Source organism: Azospirillum doebereinerae, from assembly GCF_003989665.1.
Classification (GTDB): domain Bacteria; phylum Pseudomonadota; class Alphaproteobacteria; order Azospirillales; family Azospirillaceae; genus Azospirillum; species Azospirillum doebereinerae.
In genome coordinates this window covers 1-25,331 of record NZ_RZIJ01000027.1, presented here as the reverse complement: position 1 = coordinate 25,331, position 25,331 = coordinate 1, and the positions used below count along the sequence as shown (strand labels likewise).

18 protein-coding genes and 1 pseudogene are annotated in these 25,331 nt (G+C 67.1%); 16 read left to right on the top strand and 3 right to left on the bottom strand.

What is annotated here, in order from left to right:
• Nucleotides 1-34: 34 nt before the first annotated feature.
• The 13 genes from EJ913_RS25530 (at nt 35) to EJ913_RS25475 (ending at nt 18,095) form a co-directional block, all read left to right on the top strand.
• Complete coding sequence (locus EJ913_RS25530; RefSeq protein WP_127003247.1) at nt 35-562, top strand: hypothetical protein; 528 nt, start codon at nt 35-37, stop codon at nt 560-562.
• Nucleotides 563-647: 85 nt separating this feature from the next.
• The gene (locus EJ913_RS25525; protein ID WP_127003245.1) at nt 648-989 is read left to right on the top strand and encodes a hypothetical protein; all 342 of its coding nucleotides are present in this window, start codon (nt 648-650) and stop codon (nt 987-989) included.
• Between the two features lie 56 nt (nt 990-1,045).
• Nucleotides 1,046-1,309, top strand: coding sequence for a hypothetical protein (locus tag EJ913_RS25520; RefSeq protein ID WP_127003243.1), 264 nt, complete (start codon nt 1,046-1,048; stop codon nt 1,307-1,309).
• A gap of 15 nt (nt 1,310-1,324) precedes the next feature.
• Nucleotides 1,325-4,438 carry a tape measure protein gene (locus EJ913_RS25515; protein WP_127003241.1) on the top strand — a complete coding sequence of 1,038 codons (3,114 nt, stop codon included), beginning with the start codon at nt 1,325-1,327 and terminating at the stop codon, nt 4,436-4,438.
• Between the two features lie 34 nt (nt 4,439-4,472).
• Nucleotides 4,473-4,823 (top strand): phage tail protein, encoded by a 351-nt coding sequence (locus EJ913_RS25510; protein WP_185909929.1) that lies wholly within the window; start codon nt 4,473-4,475, stop codon nt 4,821-4,823.
• Nucleotides 4,820-5,533, top strand: coding sequence for a phage minor tail protein L (locus tag EJ913_RS25505; RefSeq protein WP_238521302.1), 714 nt, complete (start codon nt 4,820-4,822; stop codon nt 5,531-5,533). The genes EJ913_RS25510 and EJ913_RS25505 overlap by 4 nt, the downstream gene beginning before the upstream one ends.
• On the top strand, nt 5,533-6,282 hold the full coding sequence (locus EJ913_RS25500; protein ID WP_127003235.1) for a C40 family peptidase: 750 nt from the start codon (nt 5,533-5,535) through the stop codon (nt 6,280-6,282). The genes EJ913_RS25505 and EJ913_RS25500 overlap by 1 nt, the downstream gene beginning before the upstream one ends.
• Nucleotides 6,275-11,296 carry a TipJ family phage tail tip protein gene (gene gpJ / locus EJ913_RS25495; protein WP_127003233.1) on the top strand — a complete coding sequence of 1,674 codons (5,022 nt, stop codon included), beginning with the start codon at nt 6,275-6,277 and terminating at the stop codon, nt 11,294-11,296. The genes EJ913_RS25500 and gpJ overlap by 8 nt, the downstream gene beginning before the upstream one ends.
• Nucleotides 11,293-11,778 (top strand): hypothetical protein, encoded by a 486-nt coding sequence (locus EJ913_RS25490; RefSeq protein ID WP_127003231.1) that lies wholly within the window; start codon nt 11,293-11,295, stop codon nt 11,776-11,778. The genes gpJ and EJ913_RS25490 overlap by 4 nt, the downstream gene beginning before the upstream one ends.
• Nucleotides 11,769-11,960, top strand: a complete 192-nt coding sequence (locus tag EJ913_RS25485) for a hypothetical protein (RefSeq protein WP_127003229.1) — start codon at nt 11,769-11,771, stop codon at nt 11,958-11,960. Before EJ913_RS25490 ends, EJ913_RS25485 begins: the two co-directional genes overlap by 10 nt.
• Before the next feature lie 50 nt (nt 11,961-12,010).
• Nucleotides 12,011-17,533 carry a tail fiber protein gene (locus tag EJ913_RS33105; protein ID WP_127003227.1) on the top strand — a complete coding sequence of 1,841 codons (5,523 nt, stop codon included), beginning with the start codon at nt 12,011-12,013 and terminating at the stop codon, nt 17,531-17,533.
• 46 nt (nt 17,534-17,579) lie between these two features.
• The gene (locus EJ913_RS31875; protein ID WP_185909928.1) at nt 17,580-17,726 is read left to right on the top strand and encodes a hypothetical protein; all 147 of its coding nucleotides are present in this window, start codon (nt 17,580-17,582) and stop codon (nt 17,724-17,726) included.
• A gap of 141 nt (nt 17,727-17,867) precedes the next feature.
• Entirely contained in the window at nt 17,868-18,095 is a 228-nt protein-coding gene (locus EJ913_RS25475) for a hypothetical protein (RefSeq protein WP_127003225.1), read from the top strand.
• A 171-nt stretch (nt 18,096-18,266) separates the two neighbouring features.
• On the opposite strand, the gene EJ913_RS25470 is transcribed toward EJ913_RS25475, so the two are convergent.
• On the bottom strand, nt 18,267-18,467 hold the full coding sequence (locus EJ913_RS25470; RefSeq protein WP_127003223.1) for a hypothetical protein: 201 nt from the start codon (nt 18,465-18,467) through the stop codon (nt 18,267-18,269).
• A 240-nt stretch (nt 18,468-18,707) separates the two neighbouring features.
• Between EJ913_RS25470 and EJ913_RS25465 the strand changes: the two genes are divergently transcribed.
• Complete coding sequence (locus EJ913_RS25465; RefSeq protein ID WP_127003221.1) at nt 18,708-19,235, top strand: gamma carbonic anhydrase family protein; 528 nt, start codon at nt 18,708-18,710, stop codon at nt 19,233-19,235.
• Nucleotides 19,236-19,281: 46 nt separating this feature from the next.
• Here the strand turns inward: EJ913_RS25465 and EJ913_RS25460 are convergent, their stop codons facing one another.
• Entirely contained in the window at nt 19,282-21,339 is a 2,058-nt protein-coding gene (locus EJ913_RS25460) for a multicopper oxidase family protein (protein WP_127003219.1), read from the bottom strand.
• A 273-nt stretch (nt 21,340-21,612) separates the two neighbouring features.
• On the opposite strand from EJ913_RS25460, the gene EJ913_RS25455 reads away from it, so the two are divergent.
• Nucleotides 21,613-22,770 carry an MFS transporter gene (locus EJ913_RS25455; RefSeq protein WP_127003217.1) on the top strand — a complete coding sequence of 386 codons (1,158 nt, stop codon included), beginning with the start codon at nt 21,613-21,615 and terminating at the stop codon, nt 22,768-22,770.
• Nucleotides 22,771-23,001: 231 nt separating this feature from the next.
• Nucleotides 23,002-24,660: a Hint domain-containing protein gene (locus EJ913_RS25450; RefSeq protein WP_127003215.1), complete on the top strand. Its 1,659-nt coding sequence runs from the start codon at nt 23,002-23,004 to the stop codon at nt 24,658-24,660.
• Between the two features lie 22 nt (nt 24,661-24,682).
• Here EJ913_RS25450 and EJ913_RS31870 read toward each other — a convergent pair.
• A pseudogene (locus EJ913_RS31870) lies at nt 24,683-25,331 on the bottom strand (hypothetical protein); the annotation flags it as partial.

Sequence of the window (25,331 nt, the reverse complement as noted above, 5' to 3'; positions counted from 1 at the left end):
GCACAGCCTTCCATCACAAGGGAGTTTTTCCGTCATGGCGTCCGATACCAAGAACGTTAAGCTCGGCGTCTGCTCCGTCCTCTTCGACGGCGTCGACCTCGGCTACACCAAGGGCGGCGTCGAAGTCGCCGTCAGCACCGAAACGCACAAGGTGACGGTCGACCAGTTCGGCAACACCGAGATCAACGAATACGTGATGGGCCGCACGGTGAAGGTCACCTGCCCGCTCGCCGAGACGACGCTGGGCAATCTGGTCAAGGTGATGCCCGGCGCCACCCTGATCACCGACGGCGCCGACGCGACCAAGAAGAAGGTCGAGGTCACCAACGGCGTCGGCCGCGACCTGCTGTCGGTCGCCAAGACGCTGGTTCTCCACCCGGTCGCCCTGCCCGCCTCGGACAAGTCGGAGGACTTCACCGTGCCGCTGGCGGCGACCGCCGGCGCCATGACCTTCGCCTACAAGCTCGACGAGGAGCGCGTCTTCAAGGTCGAGTTCACCGGCTACCCCGACCCGGTCAGCAAGGTGCTGTTCGTCGTCGGCGACGAAACCGCCACGGTGTGACGACCAAGTGACGGCAGGCGGCCACGGCGCCGTGGCCGCCCCCTTTCCCCTCTCCGTCCGGCCCCTTTTCCGTTTGGAACGCCCCATGACCAAGCTTTTGAACCTGGACGAACTGCCCACCCGCGATCTCGGCAAGACCGTCGTGCTGAAGGGCCAGACCCACGTCATGCAGCCGATGAGCCTCGGCGCCTTCGTGGACACCCAGCGGCTGGCCCAGTCGATCGGCGAAGCCGGCGACGTCGGCGAGCAGCTGGACGCCGTGATCCGGCAGATCCGCGGCGTCTTCCCGACGATGCCGGAGGCCGACCTGCGCGAGCTGCGCATGGACCAGCTCCAGGCGCTGTTCACCTTCCTGGCCAACCAGGAGACCGACGCCGTGGGGGAGTCGCCCGCCGCGACGGTCGATCCGACGGCCCAGCGGCGCTAGACTTCGCCTATCTGGTCCACCGGGTCCAGGCCTTCTACGGCCTGGATCACTGGACCGTGATCGACACGCCGATCGCCGCCTTCTGGGGATTGCTGCGCGACATCGACCGCATCAGCGCCGAACGCGACAGCCGGGCCCTGCGGCTCCACCTGATCGCCGGGCGCGGCGACGTGGCGAACGTGCAGGACACCCAGCGCGCGCTGATGGCCGAGATGGGAATCCCGGCCTTCCCCGAAGCGAATCCCGAACGCGACCGCGCCGGCCTGCTGGCGTTGAAGTCGATGAACACCGACCCGTCGGCCAGAGCCTGGCGCGGGTAGACGAGGAGCTGCCCGATGGCCTCGGCCGCGACCATTTCCGTCGAGCTGAACCTCGACACCAAGAACTTCAGCACCCGCATCACCGCCGCGGCGAGCGCCATGACGCAGCTCGGCAACGCCGCGCGCGCCGCCGAGCCGCGTGTCTCCGGCCTCGGCCAGTCGATGCACCAATGGGTGCAGACGCTGGGCTCGCTGCAGGACGCGCTCGGCGTCGTCGGCGTGGCGACCGTCGGCTGGGTCGGCGGCATCGTCAAGGCCAACGCCGACCTCGAACGGACGAACAGCCTGCTGGTCGCCATGGCGACCGCCAGCACCCAGTTGGGGCGCGAGCAGGACGCGCTGGGCAAGATCAACGCCCTGGGCCAGATGGCCAAGACCGTTCCCTTCGACGCCAAGACGCTGACCGATGCCATGGTGTCGCTCTCCGGTGCCGGTCTCGATCCGATGAGCGGTTCGCTCCGGACCCTGGCCGACGCCGTGGCGGCCTTCGGCGGCACGTCGGGCCAGTTGGGGGGGGCCGCCACCGCCATCGGGGCCATGGCCGACAAGGGCGTCGTCTCGATGGATCTGCTGCGCGGCCGGTTGAGCGACGGCGTGCCAAACGCCGCCGACCTTATGGCGCGCGGCATGGGCCTGAGCATGGCCGAGTTCACCCGTGCCGTGTCGTCGGGTTCCGTCGAGGCCTCGGTCGCGCTGGAGAAGATGTTCAACGAGATGCGACGCAGCTACGGCGGCAGCGCGGCGGAGGCGATGGGGAATTTCAGCGGGCAGATGAGCCTGCTGAAGACCAACCTGAACGACCTGATGACGCAGAACACCGGCATGTCGGGATTCTTCGATCAGGTCATCCTGTCGCTGGGCGACGTGAACGCGCTGCTCGCCAGCCCGACGGGGAAAGCGTGGGCGACCGACCTCGGCGACGGCCTGCGCGACATCCTGCGCGGCGGAAGCGACACCCTGCTCTGGGTCGTGGATTTCCGCCACGAGCTGGCCGAGCTGGCGACGATCATGGCCAGCGTCTTCGTCGGCCGCACCGTCCTCGTCGGGCTGTTCGACATGATCGCCGCGATGCGCACGGCCACGCTGACCGCGCGGGGCCTCGGCGTCGCCGTCGGCGGCATGCTGGGGCCGATTTCCCTGGTCGTTTCGGTGCTCTACGAGCTGGCCAACGCCACCGGCGTCTTTTCGGGCAGCACCGAGAACGCCATCAAGGACATCGAGAACGGCATCATCACCGACCGTGCCGTGAAGCTGGTGTCCGAACGCCGGGCTCAGATCAGCGATGAAGTTGCCCGGTTGACCGCAGAAATCGAGCCCTTCCAGAAACGCCTCGATCAAGCGAACGCTGTGGATCCGACCAGCGGCCCCGCCCAGGCTTTTCAGCGTCAATTCGATATCCGAATGGGCGTTTTGAACGAACGTAAGAAAGAACTCGAAAAATACGACGGCCTCCTTAAAAAAGGCAACGATGAGCTAACCGAACGGAATGCCACGACGGCTTCGACGGGCGCCCTGCGTGTCACTGCGAATCTCTACGATGACCAGCGCGCTCAATTGGAGGTCAAGCAACTCGACTTCGCCAAACGTCGCGAAGGCTTGACGGCCGGCAGCGATGCGATGAAGAAGCTCGACGCCGAGGTGTTGAGCGAGATCAAGAAATTCTATGCGGATTACCTCGGCGAGCTGGATAAGCGAATCCAGGTTGCGCGCGAACAAGCCGATAGTGAGGACGCCGGCAAAATGGCTGCCGGCAAGAAGACGTTGCTGGCACTGACCCAACAGCGCAAGCAAACAGTGATGACGATGGAGGCCGACCTGCGCACGGTCGGCAAGCCCGTCGATACCAGCAAGCCCATCGACACCGGCAAGCCCGGCAATGGCGGGAATACGCCGCGTCTGGCACCACGGATCACCGCTGCAATCCCCACCGCCGAAAATCCGGAGGCCAAGAAGGCTGCCGACGCCGCTCAGGCGCTCAAGCAAATCGAAGACAAGAAAAACGAATTTGCCGCGCAAGCCGAAGAGGTGCGGCTGGCGCTGGTCTCGGGCATGGCGGCGGTCGATCCCAAGGGCTTCAAGGCGAAAATCGCCGAAATCGACGCGCCACTGTCCAAGCTGGCCAAGGGCACACCGGAATACGACAGGGCGGAAGCGGACACCAAGCGGACGCGGGCCGACGCCGCCAGCGTCCAGAGCGGCCAGCTGGGTCTCGATCTGCGCTCCAAGACCAAGGGAATCGACCTCGGTTTGATGGAGGACCAGCGCGCGGCGCGGGAGGCGACCCTTCAGAACGACATCGACGTTCTGGATCGGGAGCTGGCGCTCTATGCCGAGCATGGTGGCAACGTCAAGGCAATCGAGGCCGACGTCCAGGACTACAAGCGGGCGCTTCAGGACAAGGCGGCGCGCGACAACGAGTTCGCGTTCCAGAAAACGCTGCGCGACTGGCGCGACGTCACCACGCAGTTGGGCAACGCGGCGTCGGGTTGGCTGACCAGCGCCAGCGACGAGTTGACCACCTTTGTGATGACCGGCAAGGCGAACTTCACCAACCTCGCCCAGTCGATCATCAAGGACCTGATCCGGATCAGCATCCAGACGGCCATCGGCAACGCCGCCGGCGGTTCAGGGATCTTTGGTTTCTTGTCCAAAGGCGTCAGTCTCCTGGGAGGAGCGCTCGGCTTCGGCGGTGGAACGGCCCCGATCAATGACGCCAGCATAGGCACCCTTCCCAATGTGGATGTTGCCCACACCGGCGGCATCATCGGTCGCGACGGGCTGGAGATGCGCAGCGTGCTCTCCAGCGTTTTCGTCGGCGCCAAGCGCTTCCACACCGGCGGCATGCCGGGACTGTCCTCCGGCGAGGTGCCGGCCATCCTGAGACGCGGCGAAGGCGTCTTCACCGAGGGGCAGATGGCGGCGCTCGGCGCCGGGCTCGGCGGCGGTGCACCGGGCGTGACCGTTGCCAACACCTTCAACATCCAGGCCGGTGCCGGCAGCGGCGACACCGCCAAGGACCAGGCGCTGGCCCAGCAGATCGGCGCCCAGGTCACCAACCAGGTGCGCGGGCTGGTGGTCGACGAGCTGTACCGCCAGGGCCAGCCCGGCGGCCTGCTTTACGGCCGCTGATACCCAGTCAAAAATGACTTATCAAGAGGTCGTCATGGTTCTTCACACGCTGACCCCTCCCACCGGCCCGCTGATCGACTACACCTCGGAACCGACGGTCAAGGTGCTGACCGCCGAGTTCGGCGACGGCCACATCCAGGCCACGCCGGACGGCGTGAACAGCGTGCGCTACAGCCACGCCTTCAGCTGGACCCTGCCCAAGGCGGACATCGACGCGATGGACGATTTCCTGAAGGCGCGGGCCGGTGCCTTCCCCTTCCTGTTCCGTCCGCCCTGGGGGGCGGCGGGCACGACCCAGCGCTTCCTCTGCAAGAAATGGTCGCGCGCGCGCGTCAGCCCGCTGATCCACACCCTCACCGCCACCTTCGAGGAGGATTTCGGTTGACCACCCCCGCGCTGGCCAATGAGGCCCAAAGCCTGTCGCCGAGCGCCTACGTCACGCTGTTCCAGCTCGACGCCCTGGCCCTCGGAGGCGCCGTCTACGCCTTCACCCAATCCGCCGCCGAAGGAGGACCGCTGGTGTTCGGCGGGGTCACCTACACGCCGGTCGACATCGAGGCCGAAGGCTTCGAATGGACCGGGTCGGGGCCGCTGCCGCGCCCGAAGATCCGCATCACCAACGTCAACCGCGCCTTCTCGGCGCTGGTCGGCGCCTATGGCGACCTGCTCGGCGCGCAGCTCACCCGCATCCGCACCTTCCGCCGCTTCCTCGACGACCAGCCCGACGCCGACCCCTCGGCCCATTTCCCGCTCGACATCTACCGCTTCGACCGCAAGAGCGTGCAGAACAAGGTCTTCGTCGAGTGGGAGCTGGCGGCGGCCATCGACCAGCAGAACCGCATGCTGCCGGGCCGCCAGCTGCTGCGCGACAACTGCGACCGCAGCTACCGGCGCTGGACCGGTTCGGGCTTCGACTACAGTCAGGCGACCTGCCCCTATTCCGGCGCGGCCTGCTTCAACGCCTTCAACGAGCCGACCGGCAACCCGGCCGAGGACATGTGCTCGCAGTTCCTGTCGGGCTGCCGGAAGCGGTTCGGCGCCGAACCCCTGCCCTTCGGCGGCTTCCCCGGCGTCGCCAGCGTGAGGGGCAGCTGATGAAACCGACCGCACGCTGCATCGCCGCCATGCAGGCCCACGCCCTCCAGGACTACCCGCGCGAAAGCTGTGGCGTGATCGTGCGCGGGCGCTACATCCCGCTGGCGAACGCCGCCGCCGACCCCGAACGCGCCTTCCGCATCGCCGACGCCGATCTGGCGCGCCACCGCGCCGCCCTCCAGGCCATCGTCCACTCACACCCCCACCGCCGCGAATGGCCGGCGGCCGAGCGCTTCATGCCCTGGCCGAGCCGCGCGGACATGGAGGGGCAGGTCGCCACCGACGTTCCCTGGATCATCGTGCCGACCGACGGCGAGCAGGCCGGCGTCCCGGTGCAATGGGGGGACCGCGCCGACCTGCCCCCGCTGCTCGGCCGTCCCTTCGTCCACGGCGTCACCGATTGCTACAGCCTGATCCGCGACTACTACTGGCTGGAGCTGAAGATCGACCTTCCCGAGGGGCCGCGCGACGATTCGTGGTGGGCCGAGGGCGGCGACCTCTACCGCGACAACTTCCAGCGCGCCGGATTCCGCAACCTGGGCGGTTTCGACGCCCTGGCCACGGCCCGGCCCGGCGACGTCGCGCTGTTCGCGATCCGCGCGCCGGTGCCCAACCACGGCGCCGTCCTGCTCGCCGACGGCCAGATGCTTCATCACCTGCAACACCGCGTCTCCGGCCGCGATCCCCTGATCAACTGGCAGCGCAAGATCACCCATCTGCTGCGTCACAAGGAGATGGAGCATGCTTAGGACGGTTCATCTGCACGGCAGCCTGGGCCGCAGCTTCGGCCGCAGCTTCACGCTCAACGCCGACAGCGTCGTCGAGGTCGTGCGCCTGCTGGAAGCCAACTTCCCCGGCCGCTTCGGCAAGGCGATCGAGGCCGGCGCCTTCAAGCTGGTGCGCGGCGACCGCGCCAAGGGCCTGGCGCTCGGCGAGAGCATGCTGACCTTCAAGCTGGGCGCCGCCGACCTGCACATCACCCCGGTGGCGGCCGGCGCCGGCGGCAAGGGCAAGGGCGGCGTCAAGGCGGTGATCGGCGTCGCCATCATGGCCATCGCCATCATCGCCGCCCCGGTCACCGGCGGCACTTCACTCGGCGGCTTGGTGGCAGTCTCGGCCAGCGGTACCGTCACCGGCCTCACGGCCTATGGCAGCATCGCCATGATGGGCCTTTCCATGGCCCTGTCCGGCATCAGCCAGATCATCGCGCCGCAGCCGGGCGTCTCCGGCAGTCTGGAGAGCGCCGACAAGCAGCAATCCTTCCTGTTCAACGGCGCGGTCAACTCTGTGGAGCAGGGCGGCCCGGTGCCGCTGATCTACGGCCGCATGCGCGTCGGCTCGGTCGTCGGATCGGCCGGGCTGACCGTCGAGCAGGTGTTGCCGCCGCCGACCGACAACAGCGCGTCGAACGCCAGCGGCCCGATCGTCGGACTGATCGCGCCGACGCCGCTGGGCGGCATGAGCCCGGTCTTCACCATTCAGCCGAGCACCACCGAGGCGACGCACCTGTCCTTCGGCATCACCAGCGACGGCGGCCAGCTCTATCAGGCCGACGGCGTCACCGCGATCAAGCCGAACGATCTGATCGAGGTCGCGCGCGGCGTGCAGTACCGCTTCAAGCTGGCCGAGTCGCTGGGCGGCTCGTCCAACGGCGGCTTCACCGTGTCGAACGCCCGCATCACCAACAACACGGTCGAGCTGCTCGGGCGTACCATCACCGGCATCGTGATGGTCGCGGCGTCCGGCGATGGCGGTTACAGCGGCGGTGGCGACAGCGGCCATGGCGACGGCAGCGGCGAAGGCGCCCGCCGGGGGGCGCCTGCCGACACCGGCTGGATGGTCGCCGAAGGCCGGGGCGGCGGCGGCAAGGGCGGCGGCGAGGGCGGCGGCACCGGGGCTGTCGAGGATCCCAACACCCTGCAATCGAAATCGACCGCGCGCGTCCTCGACATCCTGGGCGAGGGCGAGATCGTCGGGCTGGTCGATGGCGGCAAGTCGATCTTCCTCAACGACACGCCGCTGATCGCGCAGGACGGGTCGGAGAACTTCAAGGGCGTCACCTGGGCGCAGCGCTTCGGCCTGCCGGTCCAGCCGCACATCGACGGCTTCGCGGCTGCCGAGACGGCGATCGGCGTCGGCATCGAGGTGACCGCCGACGCCCCGGTGACGCGCACGATCACCGACCCCGACGCCGACGCGGCGCGCATCATCATCCGCCTGCCGGCGCTGACCGAACAGGATCCCAAGACCGGCGATCTGCACGGCAGCCGGGTCGACATCGTCATCGCGGTGCGCGCGCAGGGCGGCGGCTGGTCGGACAAAGTGACCGACGGCATCGTCGGCAAGACGACCAGCCCCTACGAGCGCGCCTATTACGTGCCGCTGCCGGCCGGCGGCGCCCCCTGGGACATCCGGGTGACCCGCCGCACCGCCGACAGCGACAAGGCGACGGTGCAGAACCAGACCTATTTCCAGACCTGCATCGTCCTCACCGAGGGCAAGTTCATCCACCCCGACACGGCGACCATCGCGCTGACCGTCGACGCCGAGCGCTTCGGCAGCCAGATCCCGGCGCGCGCCTACGACGTCAAGGGGCTGAAGGTGCCGGTGCCGGCCAACTACGACCCGGTCAAGCGCACCTATTCCGGCTTCTGGGACGGCACCTTCAAGGAGGAATGGTCCGACAACCCGGTCTGGTGCCTGGTCGATCTGCTGACCCAGCGGCGCTACGGCCTGGGCAAGTACCTCGACCTGTCGCAGATCAATCTCGGCACCCTCTACACCATCGCGCGCTACTGCGACCAGCCGGTGCCGGCCGGCTACAAGGATCCGCAGGGCAACCCGGTCACCGAACCGCGCTACTCCTTCAACGCGGTGATCAACACCCGCGAGGACGCCTACAAGGTGATCCAGGCCTTCGCCTCGACGGTGCGCGGGCTGGTCTACTGGTCCTCGGGGCAGATCTACCTGCGCGCCGACATGCCGCGCGACGTCAAGAAGATCGTCGCCCCGGCCAACGTCATCGACGGCACCTTCACCTATTCGGGCACCGCCCTGAAGGCGCGCCATTCGGTGGTGAAGGTCCAGTGGAACGATCCGAACGACACCTACAAGGCCGCGATCGAGCGGGTCGAGGACCCGGCGCTGATCCGCAAATACGGCTACAACGAGACCAGCTTCACCGCCTACGGCTGCACCTCGCGCAGCCAGGCCCGGCGGATGGGCCGCTGGCTGCTTTACACCGAGGACCGCGAGACCGAGAGCGTCACCTACGAATGCGCCTTCGACCAGGCCGATGTCAGCCCCGGCGACCTGATCGCCATCGTCGATCCCAGCTATGTCGGCGGTGACGCCAACGACGTTTCCAGCGGGCGCTACGGCGGCCGGGTCATGGGGGCGACCGCCAGCGTGGTGACGCTCGACGCCCCGGTGCAGCTCAACCCCGGCCGGCGCTACACCCTGACCGTGGTGATCGATGGCGCGCTGGTCGAACGCGACGTGGTGAACGTCGACGGCCTCTACCCGACCCTGACCGTCAACCCGCCCTTCGACGCGCCGCCGCTGGCCAACGCCATGTGGGCGCTGACCGGAAGCGACGTGGCGCCCCGCCCCTTCAACGTCGAGGCGGTGCGCGAGCGCTCGCCCGGCCGCTTCGAAGTCACCGGCCTGTTCCACGACGCCACCAAGTTCGCGGCCATCGAGGACGGCCTTTTCATCGACCCGCCCAGCTTCCAACTGGTCGGCAGCGCCCTGCCCGCCCCGGAGAATCTGACGGCGCAGGAGACGACCTACTGGGTCAACGGCCTGCCGCAGAGCCGGATCACCGTCAGCTGGACACCGTCGCCGCTGCCCGAGGTGATGGGCTACATCGCGCGCGTGCTGACGCCCGGCGGGCAATGGCAGGACTGGCAGGTCCAGAGCCGCATGGGCTTCGACATCGAGCCGGCAGCCGAGGGGCGCTACCTCATCCGGGTCCAGGCCGCCAGCCGCGACGGCCGGCAGTCCGCCCCGGCGGAGCTCTCGATCGCCGCGCGGGGCAAGGGCACGCCGCCCGGCAAGCCGACGGGCCTGCGCGCCGTCGGCGGCATCCGCCAGATCACGCTCGACTGGTCCAACCCCGGCGACAGCGACCTCGACCACGTCGAGGTGCACGTGTCGGAGACCGAGGACATCGCCGCCGCCACCTATGTCGGCGAGGCCAAGGGCACCCATTTCGTCCACGCCGGACTCGGCGGGCTGGAGCACCGCTGGTACTGGGTGCGGGCCGTCGACATCGCCGGCAACGTCGGCGACTTCAACGCCAACCTCGGCACCGACGCCGAGACCGAGCTGGTCAGCGTCAACGACGTCGGCCGCGAACTGTACGAGATGTTCTACGCCGACCTGCCCAAGCGCATCCCGGCCATCGACTTCTCCTTCCTCGACGAGCAGGTCGAGAACGTCATCGGCGACGGCCCGCTCGGCCACGCCCTGCTGGAAACGGTGCGCCAAGGCTACGACCGCTTCGAGGAGATCAGGACCGAACGCGGCGTTTCCGACGCCCGCTTCGCCGCGGTCGACACCCAGATCACCGAACTGGTCACCGACACCGAGGCGACCGCCAGCCAATTGACCGTCGTCGGTTCCGAGTTCAACGCCAACAAGGCGCTGGTGCTCGACCGGCTGACCACGCTGGCCAACGCCGACAGCGCCATGGCCGAGCGCGTGCAGCTGGTCGACGCGCGCGTCGCCGGCAACAGCGCCTCGATCCTGACCGAGACCCGCGCGCGGGTCGACGCCGTGCAGTCGGTCGCCACCCAATCCCAGCTGCTGCGCACCGATTTCGAGAACAACAAGGCCGGTGTGGCGAGCGAGATCAAGGTGGTGTCCGACGCCGCCAGCGCCACCGCGCGCACCGTCAACACGCTGGTCAGCCGCGTCGGCGACAACGAGGGCGCCATCGCCAGCGAGGCGCGCACGCGGGCCGATCAGGACGGCGCGCTGTCCTGGCGCATCGACCAGCAGCGCTCCTACACCGACGGCGCCATCGCCGGCTACGACAGCCAGATCAAGACCTGGGTCAACAACTCCTCGTCCGTGGCGTCGAGCATTCAGACTCTGCAATCAACTGTCGGCCAACACAACACCTCGATCCAGCAATACGCCAGCGTCGTCGATGGGTTGAAGGGGCGCTGGGGCGTTTCGATCGACAACAACGGCCACGTCGTCGGCATCGCCTTGGTCAACGATGGCGTCTACCGCAACGCCTTCATCGTCTCGGCCGACAATTTCCTCGTGTCGAAGCCGGGCTTCAACAGCGAGGTGCCCTTCGCGGTCTCCAACGTCTACGGCCAGCCGCGCGTCACCATCACCCGCGCGATGATCGGCGACGCGCTGATCGACAACGCGGCCATCCAGGTGGCCGCCATTGACCGCGCCAACATCCGCGACCTGACCGTCAACGGCCAGAAGATCGAGGATTTCTCGTGCTCCAACATGAACGCCTCCAGCGGCGTCTTCGAGGCGCGGGTCGGGCTGGTCACCACCGGGAAGCGGGTGCTGATCACGGCGACGCGCGGTTGGAAGATTGACACCGTGGTCGGCTACGGCGGCGGCGAGAACGCCAGCGAACGCTACGAGCGAACCTGGAGCAGCGTCTCGGTCAGCGTCATCGAAACGCCGGGCGCCGGCTATCATGAGTGGGTCACCGCCAACAGCGACATCTACGGCCGCAACCCCAGCGATTTCTTCTGCACCATCTCAGTCGTGGAGCTGCGCAAATGATCGACACCATCGTCGGCATCACCCGCAAGACCCTTTACGAGACCCCATCCGAACTGCTGTATGAAACCGGCCCCGTCCACCAGAAGATCCCGGTGGTCCATTACGACCCGGCGACCGGCCGCATCGCCCAGGTCGCCCAGCTCGGACAGGTCGAGGCCGATTTCCTGAAAGTGCCGGGCTGCGCAGCGCTGCGCATGCCGGCCAACCCGCAGCGCGATTGGGTCAACATCACGCTGGCCGAGCCGGCGGTCGAACCACGGCCGACGCTGACCGGCTTCGATAGAACGACGATCGCCGCCGACGGTATGGAAAAGGCGAGCTTGAACGGTCTGCCGGTGCCCTGCGCCGTCACCATCGACGGCATCGTCCACACCGTCACCACCGGAGAGTTGGCGATCAGTGCCGCTTATCTCGGCGAATACCGGATCGAGATCGACCATTTCCCCTACTTCCCCTTCACCGAGACCGTGACATGCACCTGACCGTCAGGAAAACCCGTGAGCAGATCAAGGCGATGCGCCAAGCCGCCTATCTGAAAGCGTGGCCCGCCGCCCAGCAGCTGGAGGCCCAGATGGACCGGGTCAACGGCGACCCGACCAAATGGACCCGCATGCAGGCCGAGTTCGCCGCCATCCGCTCCGTTTACCCATGGCCCATTGAATAAGTCAGTTTTGACTGATATACCCATTCATCCCCTTCCGCGAGGTCAGCATCATGTCGCATCCTTGGTATCGCGCCGGCACCGTCGCCGTCGTCAATGGCTCCGACGCCGTGGTTGGCGACGGGACCCTGTGGACCAGCCAGACCCAGGCCGGCGACATCTTCACCGTCGACCGCGACCAGCTCTACATGGTGGTCCACGTCGCCGACAACACGCACCTGACGATCTGGCCGACCTACGCCGGCACGGACCACACGGCCGCTGCCTACGCGATCATCAACCAGTTCAACTCGACCACCCAGGGCGACCTCGCCAAGCGGTTGGCCGACCTGATCCGCCAGTGGCAGATCCGCGAGGACCAGTACGGCCGCTGGGTCGGCGGCGGCAGCACCGGCGGCAGCGGGGCGGACGGGACCGGGACCGGCGGCTATTACCCGCTGACCGACGCCAACGGCGTCGTCCGCTACGTGCGCTCCCCCCAGGCGCTGCTCGACTTCGTCGGCGACGGCGTGGTCCGGACGGCCGAGGAGATCGTCGCGCTGCTGACCGACGACGTCGACCGGGCGGAGGGCTACGCCGACACCGCCCAGGCCGCGCTGGACGGCATGACCGCGCTCGCCGAAACGACCCGGCAGAACATCGATGCCGCCGCCACGCTGGTCGTCACCGCCACCGCCCAGGCCAACCACGCGATCGCCGCCGCGTCCGACGCCGCCACCAGCGCCACGGGCATCGCGTCCGTGCTCGACAGCGTCACCGGCCTGAAGACCGAGGTCACCGTCCTGCGCGACACGACCCTGGTGGCCCAGGCCGACGTGACCGCCAAGCAGGCGCAGACCGCCGCGTCGCAGACCGCCGCCGCCGCCGCCCTGACCGCCGCCGAAACCGCGCGCGCCCTCGCCCGGGATTGGGCCGCGAAGACCGGCAGCCCGGTCGACGGGGTCGAGGTCTCGGCCAAGCAGCACGCGCTCAACGCCGCGCAGAGCGAGTCGGCGACGGCGCTTCTGCACGACGCCACCGAAGCCAAGCGGCAGGCGGTCTCCGCGCTGGCCGGCACCGTCGCCGGCTACGCCAACACGGTGACCCTGGCCCAGGGCGACGTCGCCGCCAAGCAGACGCAGGTCGCCGCCGCCGCCGCCACGGTGGCCAGCGACAAGGCGCTGGTGGCGATCGACCGCGGCGTCGTGGCCGAGGACCGCGCATCGGTCACGGCCGCCGCCGCCGCCGTCGCCGGCAACAAGACCGCCGTGGACGCCGCCAGGACCGCCGTGGACACCGTCAAAACGGCGGTGGACGCCGCGAAGTCCGCCGTGGAGACCGCCAGGACCGCCGCCGATCTGGCGCTGAGCGGCGCCCAACTGGCCCAAAGCAACGCCGCGTCCAGCGCCACCGAGGCCGCCCAGTCGGCAACCGCCGCCGCCGCCCAGGCCGGCATCGCCACGGAAAAAGCGACGGCGACCACCGCCGCGGCGACCAACGCCACCGAAAAGGCGGCCATCGCCACGACCGCCGCGGCCACGGCCGCCGCAGCCCAGGCCGAGGTCGCCGCCAACGCGGCGGCGGCGGCGGCGGCCGTCTCCACGGTGACGAACGCCGCAACCACCGCATCGACCGCCGCGACCACCGCCACTGACAAGGCGGCCATCGCCGCGAGCGCCGCCGCGACCGCCACGACCAAGGCGGCGAGCGCCGACAGCGCCTCGGTCAACAGCGCCAACAGCGCCCAGGCCGCCGCCGGCGCGGCGACCGACGCCATCAACGCCAAGACCGACACGGTCAACGCGCGCGACCTGACGGCGGGCTACCGCGACGCCGCCCTGACCCACATGAACAAGGCGCAGGGCTGGGCCGAGACCGCGCGCGGCACCGAGGTGGAGCCGGGTCTCTACTCGGCCAAGAACTACGCGCTGGAGGCCAAGGACCTGCGCGACCAGGCGGCGACCATCGTCGGCGGCAACAGCTTCGGGCTGATCGGCGACGGCACCTCCATGCGCATCACCGCCGCCGCCCCGGCCTCGATCGTCAACCTGGTCGGCGCCCAGGGCACCGGGCTCGACTACAACTCGGCCAGCCAGACCGTCACCTTCCGCACCGTCGCCACCGGCGTGCCGGTCACCCCGGCGGGCAATCTGACCGAAACGACGCTCCAGGCGACGCTCTACCAACTCGACACGCTCAAGGCCGACAAGGCGACGACCTACACCAGGACCGAGGTCGATACGGCGCTCAGCGGATTGTCGCCCAACGAGATACGGCAGAGTGGCGGCGCGGTCACCATCGACAGTCTGGGAGCCGTGGTCATCGCCCCAGCCGCCGGGCAGAGCGCCACCGTCAACGGCAGCCCGATCGTCACCGCCGCCGACGTGCCGTTGATCCCGGCCGGGCAAATCCTGGAGTTCGCCGGGACGACGCTGCCGCCCCGCGCGCTGTGGTGCGACGGCGCCTTGCACACGGTCGCTGCCTACCCGGAACTGTTCGCCGCGATCGGCTACGCCTACGGCGGCTCGGGCGAGGTCTTCGCCGTCCCCGATCTTCGCGGTCGCGTGCCGATGGGCGCCGGCCACGGCCCCGGTCTGACCGAGCGTCTGCTGGGGACCACCGGCGGCGTCGAAGGGACCACGCTGACCCCCGCTCAACTGGCGGCTCACAGCCACGGACTGACCAGCGTGCCGGTGACCGGCACGGTGACGGTGAAGCCCTTCACCGACGCCTTTACCGGCGGCGTCAACCTTCCCACCACTACCAACTACATCGCCGGGCGGGACTCGGCGGCCAGCGCCAACTTCTACCAGCCCACCCAGGGCACGCGCGTTGGTCCGTCCGACGCGACCGTCGACCTGCACGCCAGCGGCACCACCAGCGCCACCGCCGCGCCGACCGATCCGGTGCCGGTGGTTCAGCCCTTCCTGGCCGTCAACTACATCATCACCACCGGGGCGGGGATCGCCCACACCGGCAGCCCCGACGATCTGGCGGTGGTCGCGGTGTCGGGCAGCTACAACGACCTGGACAACAAGCCCGATCTGTCCGACGTGCTGCGCACCGGCGACATCGGCGGCAGCGACGGTCTGCTGCCGCTGGTCGATGGCAAGATCGCGGCCATGTATTTGCCGTCTTACGTTGACGATGTGATCGAGGTAGCAAGTTTTGCCGCGCTGCCGGTCGCGGGGGAAGGCGGCAAGATCTACGTCCTGCTCGACGGCGGTCCCGGCGGCAGCAAGCCGCAATACCGCTGGTCCGGCTCCGAGTACATCGCCATCGTGTCGTCGCCCGGCTCGACCGACGCCGTGCCCGAAGGCACGGCCAACCTCTATTTCACCGACGCCCGCGCCAGCGCCGCCGTGGCGTCGGCGTTGTCCGGCAAGCAGGCAAGCGACGCCACCTTGACCGCATTGAGCGGGCGCACCATCGGCTACAGCGCCGCCACCGACATTCCCGCCAAGAGCGACGTGGCGAGTGCCATCAATTCGGCGATCGCTGCGTCCAATCCGGCATGGAGCAGCATCGCCAGCAAGCCGACGACCATCGCCGGTTACGGGATCACGGACGCCTTGACCGCCAACGGCAATCACTCGGACCCTTCCGGCTTTGCGGCCGGGGGGGCCTCCAGCGTCCATTATGGCTGGAACGTCCGTTTGGACAATGGCGTGTGGAAGACGATCAACACCGGGGTGTCGGCCTACATGCGGCAGGACAACGATTCCGGCAAGATTGTCCTTGCTGTCGCTCCTTCGGCAACCGCCGGCTCGATCCCCTCGTTCACCAACGCCTACGACGTGACGTACTCGACCAAGGTGGTCGATTTCAAGGCGACGCCGACCGTTAACGGCAGCGCCATCTGGCACGCCGGCAACTTCACCCCTGCCTCCAAGCTCGACACCACCGCCACCGCGGCGGCTTCGACCAAGCTCTCCACCGCCCGGACCATCAACGGTGTTTCCTTCGACGGCAGCGCGAACATCAGCGTGCCCGCGTCTTCCACTCCTTTTACGGCTACAGGAAACATCGCCGCGACGAACGTGCAGGCCGCGCTTGTGGAGTTGGACTCGGAAAAGGCTTCCACCGCGGTGGCAACGGCTTCGGCAAACGGCTTGATGTCCTCTGCCGATAAGACGAAGCTGGACGGCCTGGGCTCCGGCAAAATGGAAGCGACGTATACCGCGGGAGCCGCCGTTGCGGCGAACACCTTTGTAACCCTTGATTCAAATGGAAACGTTGTTCCGATCACGGGTCGCATGACCAGCATCGTAAGTTCGATGGATATCTATGCGGGGAACGTGACCTTCTTGTGCCAGACCCAATACATGGACGCTACGCAGATTCTTATTGTTTACCATGAAACCGCCAGCAATAGGACTGTAGTTCAGGCTCTTGACATGAATTGGTCCGGAGGTTTTTCCAAAGGCGCTTCAGTTGTGTTGGATCCGGGAGGATTGATCTCGGATATCGACATCGCTTTTGACGGCACGACTTTTGTTGTGGCCTACCGTGACCGCACGACTGGCCAGGGTATTGCTGTCGCGGGGACCGTTTCGGGGACCACGATCACTCTCGGAACCCCCGCCGTCTTCCGGGCTTCCTCTGTGTTCTATGTCAATATCGAATTCGCACCCGACACCGTCCCCTTTGCGATTTGCTACAGCGACGTGGCGAATGGAAACAAAGGATATGTTGTTGCCCCGACGGTCTCTGGATTGACGCTTTCGTACGGAACCGCCGTGCAATTTTCCAACACAGCGGTGCGTCGACTGAAAATGATCGCGACCCCAGGGCAAATGGCGTATGTGATGGTCTATTGTGACCAAGGAAACTCAAACTACGGAACAATTACTGTCGTATCGGTTTCTCAGAGTGGTGTATTTTCTCCCAAAACACCTGTGGTTTTTGACAGTAGTGATTTTTCGTCTCGAACTGCCCTACTGACTTACACGGGAATCAATCCAACCCTTGTCCACATCTGTTACAACGGTTATGGGCTGGATGGGGACATAATTTATACCACAACAGTAAAAATTTCCACTGGATACCCAGTATCAATCTTTTCCACCACAAAATGCTTGACTAATACATCAATATCTAGTTATCCTACATTTATTACATGTGACAAGGCTAATTACCCAAGCCTATATTTGCTAACCTACTCTTCTATTGTTAGTGGAATGTGTTTACGTGAGATGAATTTTGATATCACCAACCACAGTTTTTCCCTTCGACCTATACAAAAGGTCCCCCTCTTCGCTAAAAGCTCTTCAGAGACTTTCAGCTTTTCCTTCCAACCGTACGTCAGAAAGTTGTTTTGTCTTTACCGGAACCAAAATACGAACTCTCTAGCCATTGCCTCTCTTCCTTCCAACCCTTCCACAGCCAATGCTTGGATTGGCCTGGCAAAATCTACCGCAAACGCAGGACAGTCTGTAACTGTTGTTCTCCCTGGAGGAATAGCAGATACAGGATACGGCTATATAGGGTTGGGAGGTAATACTTATATCGACGATACCGGAAATGTGGCCTACTACGGCTCTGGTGTGTGTGTTGGGGTTCCTCTGCAGTCCGGTACGCTTCTGCTTTCAAAGTAGAAGCAAAATAGGCCACATCCTCGTCACTCTGTTCTGCATTGCGGCGATGCTGGCCTGGATCGTGATGCGGGGGAGTGACACCCGGCTGAACGCACAGATCGCCCTGGCGCTGATCGGATTCGCCCACGCGATCATCCCGGTCTCTGCACCAGGCACCGTCCATGACGACAGGAACGAAGGAAGGGAGACGTAAGCTCTGCGTCACCGAGCATCATCCTCTTGAACCTTTGTTTCCAAGAAAACCCTGCTCTTCAACGCTCTGGTCAGCCGCCCTTCCCCAACCCACCGATGCGCCCAGGATGGATGCTGGGCGCATCGTTCAGGAGATGCCACGATGGCCATGAAAGACCTGCTCGACCGCTTCAGCAACGGCGGGAGACTGGACAGCAGCGAACTGGAACAACTCCGGATCTTCTACGAGACACTGGAACCGCGCATGCGGGACCTTGCCGCCTCTCTTCACCCGACACCGGCCGCGACGGAGGCCCACGCCGCGGTGATGGAGAAATTGCGCAGGATCACGGCGATGTCGCCTTCCGCGACGATGCCGCCACCGCCGTGATTTGGTCGGAGCGGTGGAACGGCGAACCAGCGGCGCTCCACCGCTCCACATCGACCGGGTCTGTCCTTTGCCGCACCGCCAGCGATGCGAAACCTTCGTCGGTCATGTCAACCACCCACGATGACGCGAACGTCCAGCACGGGCTGTTGCGCCCTGTGCCGCCGTCATCCGTCAAGGGACAGCGGCGATCCGGTCCATGGCGTCGAGGTCGTCGCGCACCCGTTGGGACCACAGTCCGGCTTCGGCGAGCACCCAGGCGGCGCGGTCGCGTCGATCCAACATCGGCCGCTCCTCGTCGAATTCCGGCAGTTTCGCTGCAAGTGCGGATGTCAGTGCATCGTAGACGTCGTTCGGAAGGTACAGGTCGGTCATGGCTTCCGCAATCAAGATAGAGGACAACGATCCTATAACCTCTTCTCCCACACGAGTCAGCGACCTTATGAAAAAACGCCTCCCGGACCTGCGCGACCGGAACGCCGACGCCGTCGCGACGGGGGCGGCGCCCGCCAACCCCTGTCCTGCCACGCCACACGGCGTTGCATCGGCAACCATCCTCGCGCAGGATGCGCCGCCGCGCGGCGGCCTCACGCGACCAGGGCAGGAGTCATGGGCATGCCAATCTACGATCTCGACGATTTCCACCCCGACATCGCGAGCGACGTCGCCTGGATCGCGCCGGACGCGGTCATCGCCGGCCATGTGCGCCTGCGCAGCGATTCCAGCGTCTGGTTCGGCGCCATCATCCGGGGCGACAACGAGCTGATCGACGTCGGCACCGGCAGCAACCTCCAGGACGGGGCCGTCCTGCACAGCGACCCCGGCTTCCCGCTGACCATCGCGGAGAATTGCACCATCGGCCACCGCGCCATCCTGCACGGCTGCACCATCGGGGCCACGACCACCATCGGCATGGGGGCGACGATCCTCAACGGCGCCGTCATCGGCCGGAACTGCATCGTCGGGGCGAACGCGCTGGTGACGGAAGGCAAGGTCATCCCGGACAACAGCCTCGTGGTCGGCGCGCCGGGAAAAGTCGTGCGCCAACTGGACGAGGCGGCCGTCGCCAAGCTGCTGGAGACGGCCCGGCACTACGTCCGCAACGGCCGCCGCTTCGCCACGGGACTCCAGCGCCGGGGATGAGCGGTCTCCCCCCTGCCCCTGCCGGGGAAGGCGGGAGACCACGCCGTCAGTGATGCGCGTGCGCGATCCCGCCCTTGCCGTCGGGAACGGAGATGCGGACGTTCTGCATCATGCCCTGGTCCTCATGGTCCAGGATGTGGCAGTGCAGCACGAACTCGCCGATGTAGCGCTGGTAGCGGGTGCGGACGACGACCGTGTACTTCCCCTTGTTCGGGGTGGACGACCCTGCGTTCTGCACCCACAGCGTGTCTTTCCAGGTTCCCTTGAGGCCGCGGTACTGCTCGTCGGCCGCGTTCGCCGGCAGGGCGTTGCCGCTGACGTCCACCCCTTCGTTGTTGCGGATCTCGACGATCTGGAACGGGTTGACGTGGATGTGGAAGGGATGGCTGGCGAGTTCGGAGGTCAGGGTCCACTGATCGACGCTGCCCAGCAGCAGATCGCGGTCGATCCGGTTCGGCTGGAAGGACTCGCCGTTGACCTGGAACACCGCGTTGCCGGACGGGTCGGTGGTGATGTTGAAGACCAGTTCCTGCGCGCCGGTCAGCTCCTTCTCCTCGACGGTCTTGTGCCAGACGAAGTTCTCCAGCCGCAGGTTGTTGGCCAGCCCGGCGACGACCTCCTCCAGCACGGCGCCGTCCAGGGTCCGGCGCGCCGCCTCGGTCATCTGGTCGCGCAGGAGCGCCGCCGGATCCGCCGAGGACGGCGCCGTCCCCTTGGTCGCCTGCACCACGCCCAGCAGGCGGGCCTCCTTGTCGGTGGCGCTGACGTTGGCGCTGCCGGTGCTGCTGGAATCGAGGACGCAGTAGCTCCCCTCGTCGGGGAAATAGGTCACGAGATCGACGCGGTAGCCCGGCTGCAGGATCGACCGCGCGGTCTGGCGCGCCTGGGCGCGGGTCAGGCCGTCCAGCGCGATTTCCCAGGACGGCAGCGGGGCGCCCTGGCAGTTGGCGGCGATCCAGGCCGGCTGGTCGGCGGCGGCCACGGTGCGGGCGTCGGGGGCGCCGGGCTTCAGGCGCTGGAACTGGACGTTCACCGTCTCGCGCACGCCGGCGTGGATCAGGCGCCAACGCTCGAACCGGCCGGCGGTGACGCCGTCGATCAGGGGCTGGACCCGCCCGTTGATCGAGGTGAAGCGGCCGGAGTTCTGCCACTGGGTGTTCGGGCCGAACTGGTCGTAGCTGGTGATCTGGCCGACCTGCCCCTTCTCGCAATCCCAGGGGGACAGGGTCACGCCCAGGCTCTTGTCCCAGGGCTCGATGTGCCCCTCGGCGTCGCGGCAGGCGTATTGGACCTGCTCGAACACGATGGCCTTGTCGGGGAACGCCTCGCCCTTCGAATCCTTCAGCAGGATGTCGATGTCGCCCGGCACCTTCCGTCCCTCCCCGGTGACGAAGGGCTTGCGCTCGTCCTTGATGATCAGGGCGCCGGCCATGCCGCTCGACACCTGGAGCGCGGTCGATCCGTGGTTGTGCGGGTGGTACCAGAAGGTGCCGGCCGGATGGTCGTTCGGCACGTTGTACTCATACTGGAAGCTGACCCCCGGCTTGATCGTGATCATCACGTTGTCGCTGTTGCCGGTGGGCGACACCCACAGCCCGTGGCTGTGCAGATTTGTGGTGTTGAAGCAGTGCGGGACGTTGACCGACAGGATGTTGCGCTCGCAGCCCGGCTCCGGCTCCAGCCTGTTGTTCAGCGTGATGCGGGCCGTCTGGTCGGGCTTCATGGTGATGGTCGGCGCCAGGAAGGGCACGGCCGGATCCACCATGGTGCCCTGGTAGGCCCGCAATTTCACCGTGTCGTCCGTCTTGGTCCAGGGGTTGTAGATCTTCCCCTCGACCATCCTGATGTCGAAATCATAGACGATGGTGCCGCGCGTGTCGGGAGCGGCGACGGCGCCGCGCTTCTGCTCCACCAGGGAGGACGGCGGCGGAACCCCCAACGACGCCTCCGGCAACGCCACCGGCGGGTTGGCGAAACGGCGAAGCGCGGCGTCCTGCGCCCCGGCCGGGGCGGCGGCCAGCAGCGCCGGCAGGGTCAGGGTCGCCAGCGCCGCCAAGCCGGCGCGGGACCGGCGGAGATCGGCCGGTCGTTTCGGAATGGGCATCGGGTCAGCCTCCGGGAAATCCCTGTTTTCGGGAAATTCATTCAATTCACTCATCTAATGAGAGATAACATTTCTTCTCAAGCAACTTGTCGAACTCGACCGCTCTTGCGGTCTCCCACGAAACGGAGCCCCGCGACGCAGCCTCCGCCGGGGCGCCGCCTCCGCACCCCGCGCATGACAGCCACGCCCAACCCTCACCACCACGTCGCCCGGCAACGCGGTTAAGCTTCGGCCTCTTAACCGTCCTCCGTCTCCCGAGCCAGCCATCCGCCCATGCGCCTGATCTTCCTCCTCGGCCTCGCCGGTTTCGCGAGCGCCTTCTCGCTGCGCACCACCGACCCGATGCTGACCATCATCGCCGCCGACCTCGACGTGACGGTGCGGCAGGCGGCGCTGCTGGCCTCGGCCTACACCCTGCCCTACGCGCTGATGCAGGTCGTGCTGGGCCCCGTCGGCGACGCCATCGGCAAGTCGCGGCTGGTGCGGCTGGCGCTGGCCATCCTGACCGTCGGGCTGGCGCTGTCGGCCATCGCCCCCAGCTACGCCACGGTGATGGCCGGGCGCATCCTGGCCGGCGCCTTCGCGGGCGGCATCATCCCGGCCTCGATGGCGCTGATCGGCGACCGCGTCGCCTACGAGGAGCGCCAGATCTCCATCAGCCGCTTCCTGCTGGCGGTCATCCTCGGCCAGATGTCGGGATCGGTGGTGGCGGGGATGATGGCGGAGGCCTTCGGCTGGCGCGCCGTCTTCGGGCTGGCCGCCGGGCTGACGGCGCTGATCTGCGCCGCCGCCATGATCGGCCTGCGCGGCGAGGTGGAGACCCGTTCCCCCCTGTCGGTCGCCGACGCCAAGCGCCGCTACGCCACCGTGCTGAGCAACCCGGCCTCGCTGTTCGTCTTCGCCACGGTGGCCGGCGAGGGGCTGCTGATCTTCGGCATCTTCCCCTTCGTCGCCCCGGTCCTGATGTCCCACGGCGCGGCCGGCGCCTTCGAGGCGGGGCTGACCATCGCCGCCTTCGCCATCGGCGGCGTCGCCTACAGCGCGGTGGTGCGCCGGCTGATCGCCTCGCTCGGCCAATGGGGCATGATGAAAGGCGGCGGTCTGCTGGCCGGGCTGGCCTATCTGGTGATCGCCTTCCCGGTGCCCTGGCCGGTGGTCAGCGCCGCCTTCCTGGTCGCCGGGTTCGGCTTCTACATGCTGCACAACACCATGCAGACCCAGGCGACGGAGCTGGCCCCGACCGCGCGCGGGTCGGCGCTGGCGCTGTTCGCCTCGTCCTTCTTCATCGGGCAGGGCATCGGGCCGGTGCTGTACGGCGCCATCTCCGACCACACCGGCTTCCCACCGCTGTTCCTGGGGGTCGGCGCGCTGACCGCGCTGCTGGGCTTCGCCTCGGTGCGGCTGATCCGGAAACGCCCCCGGCCGGCGTGACGCGGCGCGTTCTTTCCTCAACCCATGCGCTTCACCCCGGCCTCGATTCCCTGGTTGAAAAAGCAATCACCATGAAGTTTACTGGTTGCATGAGCCGTCAAAAAATCACTCATTGGTAATCATTGCAAATTCTGCCAAATGATTATCTCTCGGGAGACGCATGTATTCCGGGTGTGATTTTCGATCGCTCGAAAAAATCGGCAATAACTGATTGATCGGGGGAATCGATTTATGCAGGTCTCGTTGAACCAGTCCCAGAACGACCATTTGGCCCAGGTTCTGGATGCGTTGAAGACCGACGGCGCCCCGCCGGCGGGCGATCCGCTGCACACGGCGTTCCTGCAGGACAACGCCGAACGCAGCGGGCTGACCCCCGCGCGCTACCCGGGGCTGTTCAAGGCCATCGGGAGCGGAGGCACGGCGACGAGCAGAGCGACCGAGAGCAGCGGCGTTACCGACGGCCAGTATGTCGAGTTCATTTCGAGCCTTCAGAGCAACAAGGCGGTCACCGCCCGCGCCGTCCTGAGCCGGATCCGGCCGGTGGCCCAGGCCATCGTCTGGCTGAACGTCGTCAACGAGAACGGCGGCACCAGGACCTCGCTGGCCTCCGGTGTCGCGGTCAGCTTCGCCACCCAGACGATCTTCGTGGAGACCAACCCGGAAACCGCCCTGCCGGCGCTGCCGACGGGCACGATGACCGGCATCATCTCCTTCGCGATCACCTACCAGGACGGCACGGTCGAAGTGTCCTCGACGGCGGCTCCCTGGGCCTCCCAGGCGTCGCGCGACCCGGTCGTCGTCGATCCCACCATCCGCAGCGACCGCAAGACCGGCGACCTGAACGACATCGTCATCGGTCTGGCGCGCGGCTACGACAACAACCAAGGTACAAGGAATAAAACCGATATTGATTACTGGTATTGGCAAAATATGTCCAATCTTGGCAATAATCCTCTGCTTCTTCCGCTGGCCGGAAGTATGAAGTTTGACTACAAGCTGGCTCCGCTCGACAGCTACCCCCCGTTCTTGGAATTTTACCTGGCTCACAAGGAGGGCGGCATCTCCGAACTGACCGGCGGCGACGCTTCGCGCTACCTGCCGCACTTCCGAATCGACGATACCGATCCCGAAGGGCGGACGCTGACGTTCCTGCTGAGGGCGTCCTACGACAGTGCGGGCGACGCCATCGAATTCCCTTCCAAAAATTGGGCTGCGGACACGCAGGCCTTCTTCAGCGCCCGCGTCACCGTGACCTTCGAGGACTATGAAAGGCACGGATCGGGCTGGTCGAGCATCGTCAGCTCGCAATCGCCGGACACCGATTCGAAGGACGGCGTCGCCTTCATCAAGCCCATCGTCTATGTCTGGCACTGCCTGGTCGCCGGCACGCAGATCACGCTCGCCGATGGCACGACCAAGGCGGTGGAGGACTTCACGTCCGAGGACGTCGTCGTCAGCGGCGACGGTACCCGGCCGGTGCAGGCGACCCTGGCGCAGCCGCACAGCGGGCCGATCACCGTGCTGGAGTTCGCCGACGGCGCCACCCTCGCCGGATCGGCCACCCACCCGGTGGTGACGCCGGCCGGCACGGTCCAGGCGGGGGCGCTGGCGGTCGGCGACACGGTGCTGACCCGCGACGGCACGACGACGGTGACCGCCACCCGCCAGGAGACCCAGACCAACGGCGGCCTGTTCAACCTGTGGCTCGTTCCCGAGGGGGCCGGACCGACGACCATGATCGCCAACGGCATCGTGGTCGGCGACTACCAGATCCAGGTCCAGCTTCTGCGGGACGCCGCCCAGGACGACCGCGCCGTCCGGGCCAAGCTGCCGGAAAGCCTGCACGTGGACTTCGACAGCTGGGTGGCCGACCGGGTGGCGTCGGCCTGATCCAGGCTCACCGCATCCACGCTCACCGCGCGGCCCGGCGGCTCCAGAAGGGGGCGTCGGGCCAGCGGCCCCCGGCGGTGTAATGGTGGGTCCGCTCGGCCAGATAGCGGCGCAGCGTGTCCTCGGCGCGCCGGGCGTAGCCGATCGCGGCGTCGCGCGCCGCGGCGCCGTCGCCGGAGAACCAGCGCAGGATGGTGTCGGCGGCGGCCAGCGCGTCGTCGAGCGCCCCGGCGATGCCGGAGGAGGTCAGCGGGTCGAAGCCGATCAGCGCGTCGCCGACGGCGATCCAGCCGGCGCCGACCGCCCGGTCGACGTGCTGCGAGGCGGCCGAGAAGACCGCCGGGGCCGTTCCGGCGCCGGGGCCGTCTTCCGGCGGCGGAACCAGATCGCGCAGGCGCGCGGTGGCCGCCCAGGCGGAGCGGAAGGCGTCCGCGCCGGCCAGACCGCCGGCGCGGGCGATGTCGTCGTCGGTCATCAGCGTGACGATGGCCCGCCCGCCCGGCAGCACCGCCGCGTACCACCAGCCGATCTCCACCGCCTCCACGAAGGAGCGGCCGTGGAAGCCCCCGCCGGCGGGCCCGGCGGCCGGAGCGGCTTCGACCGCCAGGGCGATCAGGCGGTCGAGCCGCCGCCGCCGCGCGCCGAGCGCGGTCGCCAGCGGCGCCCGCCGG